This is a genomic window from Pseudomonas sp. 31 R 17 (genome assembly GCF_900004915.1).
Lineage (GTDB): Bacteria > Pseudomonadota > Gammaproteobacteria > Pseudomonadales > Pseudomonadaceae > Aquipseudomonas > Aquipseudomonas orientalis_A.
The window spans coordinates 1-8,015 of sequence record NZ_CVTN01000059.1 but is presented as its reverse complement, the minus strand read 5'-3'; the positions used below and the strand labels follow the sequence as shown (position 1 = coordinate 8,015).

The 8,015-nt window shown below is 61.9% G+C and carries 10 protein-coding genes; 5 read left to right on the top strand and 5 right to left on the bottom strand.

The features are described from left to right. Positions 1-170: 170 nt before the first annotated feature. Positions 171-1,043, bottom strand: coding sequence for a pyridoxal kinase PdxY (pdxY, locus tag BFP89_RS08860; protein WP_065885123.1), 873 nt, complete (start codon positions 1,041-1,043; stop codon positions 171-173). A gap of 117 nt (positions 1,044-1,160) precedes the next feature. Between pdxY and BFP89_RS08855 the strand changes: the two genes are divergently transcribed. After that, complete coding sequence (locus BFP89_RS08855; protein ID WP_065885122.1) at positions 1,161-1,556, top strand: DUF3301 domain-containing protein; 396 nt, start codon at positions 1,161-1,163, stop codon at positions 1,554-1,556. Here BFP89_RS08855 and BFP89_RS08850 read toward each other — a convergent pair. The 3 genes from BFP89_RS08850 to zigA are packed head-to-tail and all read right to left on the bottom strand — an operon-like array spanning position 1,550 to position 4,409. After that, positions 1,550-2,512 (bottom strand): CobW family GTP-binding protein, encoded by a 963-nt coding sequence (locus BFP89_RS08850; protein WP_065885121.1) that lies wholly within the window; start codon positions 2,510-2,512, stop codon positions 1,550-1,552. The two genes, BFP89_RS08855 and BFP89_RS08850, sit on opposite strands and share 7 nt — an antisense overlap. Before the next feature lie 44 nt (positions 2,513-2,556). Continuing rightward, entirely contained in the window at positions 2,557-3,201 is a 645-nt protein-coding gene (locus BFP89_RS08845; RefSeq protein ID WP_065885120.1) for a DUF1826 domain-containing protein, read from the bottom strand. Next, entirely contained in the window at positions 3,201-4,409 is a 1,209-nt protein-coding gene (gene zigA, locus BFP89_RS08840; RefSeq protein WP_065885119.1) for a zinc metallochaperone GTPase ZigA, read from the bottom strand. Before zigA ends, BFP89_RS08845 begins: the two co-directional genes overlap by 1 nt. Positions 4,410-4,549: 140 nt before the next feature. On the opposite strand from zigA, the gene BFP89_RS08835 reads away from it, so the two are divergent. Further along, the gene (locus tag BFP89_RS08835) at positions 4,550-4,918 is read left to right on the top strand and encodes a glutamine synthetase (RefSeq protein ID WP_065885118.1); all 369 of its coding nucleotides are present in this window, start codon (positions 4,550-4,552) and stop codon (positions 4,916-4,918) included. Here BFP89_RS08835 and BFP89_RS08830 read toward each other — a convergent pair. Then, entirely contained in the window at positions 4,915-6,126 is a 1,212-nt protein-coding gene (locus tag BFP89_RS08830) for an N-acetylmuramoyl-L-alanine amidase (protein ID WP_065885117.1), read from the bottom strand. The genes BFP89_RS08835 and BFP89_RS08830 overlap by 4 nt on opposite strands. A gap of 128 nt (positions 6,127-6,254) precedes the next feature. Here BFP89_RS08830 and folE2 point away from each other — a divergent pair, with 128 nt between their 5' ends. The 3 genes from folE2 to BFP89_RS08815 all read left to right on the top strand — a co-directional run. Next, a complete protein-coding gene (gene folE2 / locus BFP89_RS08825) occupies positions 6,255-7,145 on the top strand; it encodes a GTP cyclohydrolase FolE2 (RefSeq protein WP_065885116.1) in 891 nt (296 codons plus the stop codon). Further along, entirely contained in the window at positions 7,142-7,810 is a 669-nt protein-coding gene (locus BFP89_RS08820) for a metal ABC transporter ATP-binding protein (protein ID WP_065885115.1), read from the top strand. The genes folE2 and BFP89_RS08820 overlap by 4 nt, the downstream gene beginning before the upstream one ends. Then, the coding region (locus BFP89_RS08815) for a metal ABC transporter permease (RefSeq protein WP_141689068.1) at positions 7,810-8,015 on the top strand (206 nt) is incomplete at its 3' end. The genes BFP89_RS08820 and BFP89_RS08815, both read left to right, overlap by 1 nt.

Here is an 8,015-nt window from a genome sequence, read left to right as displayed (position 1 = left end):
AAGAGCGTTTTGCTTACTTTTGCGCTTTTCAAAAGTGAGCCGCTGTAAAAGCGGAACCATTAGCAGCCGTTACCGCAGAAACGGATATGTACCCTTTCCAATCCAGCATCCTGGTCGGCCCAGAGGCCGCCATCGGGGGCAAGCCCCCCCCCACATTGGGTTCTATGTATCTACAGGCTGATCGGCATCGCCTCAAAGCGTACCCGGGGATGGGCGATTCGATCCTGCGCCCGCACCAGTTCCAGTTCATAACTGGCGCAGGCCTGGGTCTCCAGCAGCACCTCATGCACCGCCGCCGCCGTGAACTCGAACGCCGCCACCAGGCTATCACCCAACAGCACCCGCGCCAGGAACAGCCCCGACGTCAAGTCACCCACACCCACCGGCTGGCGCGGGAAGGCCAGGAGCGGCCTGCGCAAGTGCCAACTGCCCTCGGCCGTCACCAGCAACATCTCGAAGCCGTCCGGCAGCTTGCCCGGGTAATCCAGATGCTTGACCAGCACCGCCTTCGGCCCGCGCGCCAGCAAGGCTTTGGCCATCGCCAGGCAATCGAACAGCGATTGCGGCTTGCGCCCGGCAAAACTGTCCAGCTCCAGCTGGTTGGGGCACAGGAAATCCGCCATGGCCGCAGCCTCGTTCAGCAGGAAATCACTGACTTCCTGGGGCACGCTGCAGCCCTTTTCCGGATGGCCCATCACCGGGTCGCACAGGTACATCGCCTTGGGATTGAGCGCTTTGATCCGCGCCACGCCACTCAGAATGGCGCGTCCCTGAGCCGCGCTGCCGAGGTAGCCGGACAGCACCGCATCGCAGTTACCCAGCTCGCCGATCGCCGCGATACCTTCCACCAGTGCCGGAATTTGCTGCGGCGCCAGCACTTCGCCCGCCCAGTGGCCATACTGTGTGTGGTTGGAGAACTGCACCGTGTTGAGCGGCCATACATTCACCCCAACCCGCTGCATGGGGAACACGGCGGCGCTGTTTCCGGCGTGGCCAAAGACCACATGAGACTGGATCGCAAGCAGATGGGGTGTACGTTTCATGCAGGAGATTTCCATAAAGCCGTTGAAATTCTGGCCGCGCAGTATGCGACTAAACGCAGCCTGTACGACAGACCGGCGACACAGTTAAGCTGCGCTCACTTTGTTGGAGTTCATGGAATGCTGACCCTGGGAAACATGTTCGTGTTGATGTTGCTGGCGACCGGCGCCGCCTGGGTCTGGCACAACCATGGCTTGCGCGAGCGCGCGCTGGAGCGCGTCAAGCAGCACTGCGCCAAGCTCGACATCGAACTGCTTGACGGCGCGGTGGCGTTGAAGCGCATCGGTCTGGTGAAGGATGCCAAGGGTCGGCGCCGTCTGGCACGCGTCTACAATTTCGAGTTCACCGTCACGGGCGAGACTCGCCACAGCGGGACCATCACTCAATTTGGCGCCCACAGCGCGCAGATCGAACTGGCGCCCTACCCGTTCGAAGCCAAGGAGCCGCTGCCCAGCGCCGACGTCATCGAACTGAGCCAGTGGCGCCAGGACCACGCCACCAAGAACCGTCAGTAACGACAGGCCACCAGGGCGGCCTGCAATGCCGCCACGTCCTGAGGGGCAATGAAGATCAGCTCGATGCGCGAATCGCGGCGCCATTCGCTGGGCTGCCAGGCCAGCGGGCTGTTATCCACAGCATTGGCGGACACCCAGGCGTCACGACTGTGGATAACCAGCTTGGCGCGACGCCACGCCAGACTTGTCAGCCATTGATTCAAACGCACCAGGTCAAATTGCTGGCTCGGATGCCAGCGCCAGCCGATGCTCCAGCCTTCCTCCTGGGCCTGGCTCAGGCAGATCGGCAGCGCGGGATCGCTCCAGACCGCCTGCATGTGCACCAAGCCATTGGGGACCGCGAAGTTATCCACAGCGCCGCCAGCCTGTGCCGTCACACCGGGCAATTGCTCAATCGGCAACTGCGCCTGACGCGTCCAATAAAGCGCACTGCCGGGTAACCGTTGTTCAATGGCCTGGCGCTGCACCGCATCCAGCGCCTCATCCTTGTTCAACACCAGCAGGCCGGCACTGGCCAGCGCCTCCTGCTGCGCCGGCGGCAAGGGTTTGCCCGCTGCCAGGGCTTGAGCGTCCAGCACCAGTATGCAGGGCTGAAGCGACAGCACGCCCTGCCATGGCGCCTGTCCCAGTTGTTTGAGTAACTGCGCCGGATGGCCCAGGCCCGAAGGCTCGATAAACAGCCGATCCGGCCTGGCTTTGCGCAACAACCGACCCAGGCCTACCTGGAACGGCGCACCATTCACACAACACAGGCAGCCGCCCGCCACCTCGCCCAGGGCAATGCCATCCTCCTCTTGCGTAAGCAAGGCCGCGTCCAGGCCGATCTGCCCGAATTCATTGATCAACACTGCCCAGCGCTCGTTGGCCGGACGCTGGGAAAGCAGGTGTTTGATCAGGCTGGTCTTGCCGGCGCCCAAGGGCCCGGCAATCACATGGGTGGGAATGTTCTGCAGCATGGGTGGCATCATTCAGACCGTGTAGAGCGCTTGATCCTACGCGTTTATGCGAGCCAATCCAGCGTGAGAATCAAGCGACGCTCATTCGCCTTCAGGGCGGGCGAGCGGTGAATCAGGCCATGATTTTCGTTGCCGTGCCATTTTGTACCCTTGAGCAGCGCCACTTCACCGCAGTGAATCTGCTCGATGCGCTCGGCGGGTTCTGCGTCAGGCTGGCTCAAGCGGCAGCGGTCCATGACGCCTTCGCGCAGCCACTGGCTGCCAATGCCCGCGTAGGTAGTGATCAGCCGCACAGGCACATGGTCGACATGGAAACGCGGACACATCGCCTTGTCCAGCAAGCGCAAACGCACGCCGATGCGCCTGGCGCCAAGCAGGCAGGCGAATGCGCTGACCAGCCAGGAGACGTCGGCGATAAAGCCGTTATAGCCTTCAAGATCACGGCAACCGGACGCCAGGCCCTGCAAGTTCGGCGCGGTGTCTTCGTCGCTCAATTCGATGACCAATGCTTCGGCCAACGGCTCATCGAGCGACACCAGCAACGCACCGAACTCGGCGATATGCAGCGGCAATTGGCGCTGCCACAGCGCCAGGTTCACGCCGTCTTCGAGGATATCGGAGAGCGCCAGCGGGGTTTCCCCGCGGGTCTGGCGGATCACGGGACGCAGGGGAATAACCGGGGCCAGCATCAGGCGGCTGCCTCCTCATACCAGGGGCCGAAGGGATCGACCCACTGACGCCAGCTTTCGACGCCCAGGGCCATTTCTTCGTCAGTGAGCAGGCACTGGTCGAGTTCGGCGCGCATCTGCGCAAAATCAATGTTCTGCCCGATGAACACCAGTTCCTGACGGCAATCGCCAGTGCTCGGCTGCCAGTTGCCCATGATTGCCGCGACACTTTCTTCGTCTTGCGGCCACTGGCTTTTCGGCACGAAGCGCCACCAGCGGCCGGCAAAGCCATGGCGCATCAAACCACCGGCTTGGGACCAACTGCCGGCGTCCTGGTGTTTGCTGGCCAGCCAGAAGAAACCCTTGGAACGCAATAGCTTGCCGTTCACCCAGGGGCGGTCGATGAAGTCGAAAAACCGCTGCGGATGGAAGGGGCGGCGCGCGCGATAAGCGGTGGAAGCGATGCCGTACTCTTCGGTTTCCGGCACGTGCTCGCCGCGCAATTCCTGCAACCAGCCCGGGGCCTGGGCGGCCCGCTCGAAATCAAAGCGCCCGGTGTTGAGAATTGTATGCAGCGGCACCTGCCCCATCACCATCGGGATGATGTGTGCCTGGGCATTGAGCCGTTCGAGGATCGCCATCAGCTCTTGGCGCTCGTGGCTGCCGATCAGGTCGATCTTGCTGATCAGTATCACGTCGGCGAACTCGATCTGTTCGATCAACAGGTCGGTGATCGAGCGCTCATCCTCTTCCCCCAGGGTTTCCCCGCGTGAGGCCAGGCTTTCCGCGGCTTGATAGTCGAGCAGGAAATTCATGCCGTCGACGACGGTGACCATGGTGTCCAGGCGCGCGATATCCGCCAGGCTTTGCCCGTTTTCATCGCGAAAGGTGAAAGTTTCGGCAACAGGCATCGGTTCGGAAATGCCGGTGGATTCGATCAGCAGGTAATCGAACCGACCTTCCCTGGCGAGCTTGCCGACTTCTTCGAGCAAGTCTTCACGCAACGTGCAGCAGATGCAGCCGTTGCTCATCTCCACCAGCTTTTCTTCGGCGCGATTGAGGGTGACGTCGCGCTGGACCTCGCTGCCGTCGATGTTGATTTCGCTCATGTCGTTGACGATCACCGCCACGCGCAGGTGTTCGCGGTTGCGCAGTACGTGGTTGAGCAGGGTGCTTTTACCGGCGCCGAGAAAGCCGGACAACACGGTAACGGGTAGACGATTGGGCATCAGGTCGCTCTCATCAGGCTGCCCGGTCAAGCCAGGCTTTGTTTTATGTTATATTATAACAATACAAACAAGCCAACCCTCCTTGCTCTGCGTGACGAAGGGCGCGAAGCTTGATCACCTCCCAACCCCAGAGAAACCCGATGAAACGCCTGTGGTACATCCTGCTATTGGCAGCGGCGGGACCTGCCTGTGCTCAATCGCCAAGCCTGTCGGCCCACTGCACGCGCAGCGCCAACCTGCTGGCCTGCGTTGACCCACTGGGCAATGCCTACAGCGTGGCGACCGTCGGCAGCACCACGTATTTGCGCGGTTTCGAAGTGATCGGCAAACGCTACTGGGCACAAACCAACAGCCGCTACGGGCAGCTGACGTTCTTTACCGGGTTGGCATCGGACGGTGAGGCGTGGGTCGGCTACACGCGGCGCGTGGGCTGGACCACGCTCAACCGCTTCTCCAGTTCCGGCGGAGCCGGCGCCACATTCACCTGCAGCCGCATCACCGGCTGCTAGACCTGGCCTTTCTTCTGTTCCTGCGCCCACGCCATGTAGCTGTTCATCGGTGGGTTCTTCTCGAAGTATTTTTTCAGACCGTCGAACAGGCCATCGGCAACCGCCTGTTGATGGCGCGCCGTTACCAGCCGCTGGGCGTCCTGGGTGTTGGAGATAAAGCCGGTCTCGACCAGGATCGACGGCACATCCGGTGATTTGAGCACCGCAAATCCGGCCTGCTCCACCCGCTTCTGATGCAGGCTGGTGATGTTTTGCAGGCTACCCAGCACCGAGCTGCCCAGTTGCAGGCTGGAGGCGATGGTGGCGTTCATCGACATGTCGAGGATTACTCCCGCGAGCATCGGGTCCTTGTCCTTGAGGTTGAGTAACGTCGTGGCGCCCAGCAGGTCCGCGCCGTTTTCGCGCTGCGCCATGAAGCGGGCGGTCGCCGAGGTGGCGCCGCCTTCGGACAACGCGTACACCGAGGCCCCCGAAGCAGTAAGCCTTGGTGCGGCGTCGGCATGCACGGAGATGAACATATCGGCTTTGTGCTGACGGGCGATGTCCACGCGCTTGCGCAAAGGCACGAAAAAGTCATCGTTGCGCACCAGCTTCACGTCAAAACCCTTTTCGCGTTTCAAGCGTTTGGCCAGCAACTGAGCGATCGACAGCACCACGTCCTTTTCCCGCTGGCCCTTGGAGCCGATCGCGCCGGGATCCTTGCCGCCGTGACCCGGGTCGACCACCACAATGATGTCGCGCCGGGGATGGGTTTTATCCACCGGCGCGATCAAGGGCGCAGGTTCGGCGGCGATTTGACGAGGCGCCTGTGTGGCGCGGGTCAGGTCGAGTACCAGGCGGTGGCCCTGGCCCTCCTGGGGCGGCAACAGGAAACTGTTGAGCTGCATCGGCGCGGCGAGGTCCAGCACGATGCGGGTGTCGTTCTGGCCAAAATGCCCGGAACGAATCGAGGTAATTCCGCTGTTCTTGAGCGCCAACTGGGAGAAGTCACCACTGAGCCCCGCGCCGCTCAGGTCGATGATCAAGCGTTCCGGGGCGGTCAGTGAAAACGTCTTGTAGTGCACCGGGCCGCTGAGGTCGAAGACCAGCCGCAGCTTATCGGCCGAACGCCACAGGCGCGCATTGCGGATCTGCGTGGCGTAAGCCCCCGGCGGCAAGGCGAACAGGGGGCTGAGCAACAGCAGGTTGAGGAGCTGACGTCTGTGCATGACCGATACCGCGAATAAGGGAGCGTCCCTGCTCGACGTGACTGAAGAAAGGCTGGAGCAGAAAATTCATCGTGGATTGCATTGTTATACTATAACATGCCTAATTATTACCAACGATGGACCTGCTTATGAATGCGCTGACTCTGCCGGATATCGCCGCGCAGGCTTCACGCCAAGCCTTGCCACTCGACTGGGTGGGCATGTGCGGCGTGGCCTTGCCTGTCCTGTTTGATGGCCAACGCCTGCTCGCCACCGCCGATGCCGGTGTGAGCCTGGACGATGGCGCGGCCCGTGGCATTCATATGTCACGCCTGTACCTGGCACTGGAAATGTTCGATCAGCGGCCGCTGACGCCTGCACTTCTGCGTAATGTACTGCAGCGCTTTCTCGACACACATGAAGATTTATCTAATAACGCCTACCTGCGTATCCACACCAGCTTGCTGTTGAAACGCCCGGCTCTGGTCAGCCCTTTGGACGGTTGGAAACGCTACCCGGTCAGCATTGAGGCGCGTCTGGAAAACCGGATGTTCCACGTGGAACTAAAAATTGACGTAACCTACTCATCAACCTGCCCATGCTCCGCCGCCCTTGCCAGGCAATTGATTCAACAGCAATTTCTCGACGATTTCGCCAACACGCCATTGCAGCATGCAGACGTGTTGACCTGGCTCGGCAGCGCCAACGGCATTGTCGCCACACCCCACAGCCAACGCAGCAGCGCGCAGTTGCATGTGCACCTGCAAGGCGAGCAATTGCCAATTGTCGACCTGATCAACAGCGCCGAAGCCGCCCTCGGCACCGCCGTGCAAACCGCGGTGAAACGTGCCGATGAGCAAGCCTTCGCCCTGGCCAATGGGCAGAACCTGATGTTCTGCGAGGACGCCGCACGCCGCCTTAACCTCGCCTTGAAGCGCTCGGATGCGGTCAAGGCCTTTCACCTCAAAGTGGTCCACGCCGAAAGCCTGCACGCGCACGATGCCGTGGCTGAAAGCCGCTGGACGAGACCTTCCACATGATCACCTGCACTGCGTTGCGCTGGGGCGCTCCGGGCCAACCGCTCACCCCCGCCGTGGATTTCACCCTGGAAAAAGGCAGCCTCACCGGCGTCATCGGCCCCAATGGCTGTGGCAAAAGCAGCCTGCTCAAGGTCATCGCCGGCTTGCAGAAGCCGCTGGCAGGAAAGGTCAGCGTCGATGTTCCACGGCGCGGCGGCCTGGCCTTCCTGCCCCAGCAGCAATACCTGGACCGGCAGTTCCCCATCAGCCTGCAGGAACTGATCGCTGCAGGATTGTGGGGCACTCGGCTCACGTCACCGCAACGCAACGAGCGCCTGCACGCCGCGCTGGAAGACTGGTGCCTGAGCGGCCTGGAGCAACGCCCATTGATGGCCCTGTCCGGCGGCCAATTGCAACGCGCCCTGCTCGCCCGCATGAGCCTGACCGACTCGCCGGTGTTGCTGCTCGACGAACCCCACGCCGCCCTCGATGAGGAAGGCCAGGCGCTGTGCTGGAAACACATCCATGCCTGGCATGAAGAAGGCCGCACGCTGATGGTGGTCTGTCATGACCTGGCGTCGGTGCGCCACCACACACCGGACGTGCTGCACATCAAAAGCACAGGCTGCGCGCTGGGCCCGAGTAAAGAGTTGATTCGTCCACAACCGCAATTGCAGGTGGCCTGATGCATTTTGCCGCCCACTTGTGGATGCCCTTTGTCGATTTCGTATTCATGCGCCGCGCGCTGATCGGCGGGCTGGTGCTGGCCTGCAGCACCGCGCCGCTCGGGGTGTTCCTGATCCTGCGGCGCATGAGCCTGATCGGTGATGCGGTGGCCCACGGCATTCTGCCCGGCGCCGCCCTGGGCTTCTGGTTCGCCGGGCTGAGCCT

Excerpts from the sequence above, each read along its gene's own strand:
- pdxY (WP_065885123.1), bottom strand. The coding sequence starts at position 1,043 with ATGAAACGTACACCCCATCTGCTTGCGATCCAGTCTCATGTGGTCTTT.
- BFP89_RS08855 (WP_065885122.1), top strand. The coding sequence starts at position 1,161 with ATGCTGACCCTGGGAAACATGTTCGTGTTGATGTTGCTGGCGACCGGC.
- BFP89_RS08850 (WP_065885121.1), bottom strand. The coding sequence starts at position 2,512 with ATGCTGCAGAACATTCCCACCCATGTGATTGCCGGGCCCTTGGGCGCC.
- BFP89_RS08845 (WP_065885120.1), bottom strand. The coding sequence starts at position 3,201 with ATGCTGGCCCCGGTTATTCCCCTGCGTCCCGTGATCCGCCAGACCCGC.
- zigA (WP_065885119.1), bottom strand. The coding sequence starts at position 4,409 with ATGCCCAATCGTCTACCCGTTACCGTGTTGTCCGGCTTTCTCGGCGCC.
- BFP89_RS08835 (WP_065885118.1), top strand. The coding sequence starts at position 4,550 with ATGAAACGCCTGTGGTACATCCTGCTATTGGCAGCGGCGGGACCTGCC.
- BFP89_RS08830 (WP_065885117.1), bottom strand. The coding sequence starts at position 6,126 with ATGCACAGACGTCAGCTCCTCAACCTGCTGTTGCTCAGCCCCCTGTTC.
- folE2 (WP_065885116.1), top strand. The coding sequence starts at position 6,255 with ATGAATGCGCTGACTCTGCCGGATATCGCCGCGCAGGCTTCACGCCAA.
- BFP89_RS08820 (WP_065885115.1), top strand. The coding sequence starts at position 7,142 with ATGATCACCTGCACTGCGTTGCGCTGGGGCGCTCCGGGCCAACCGCTC.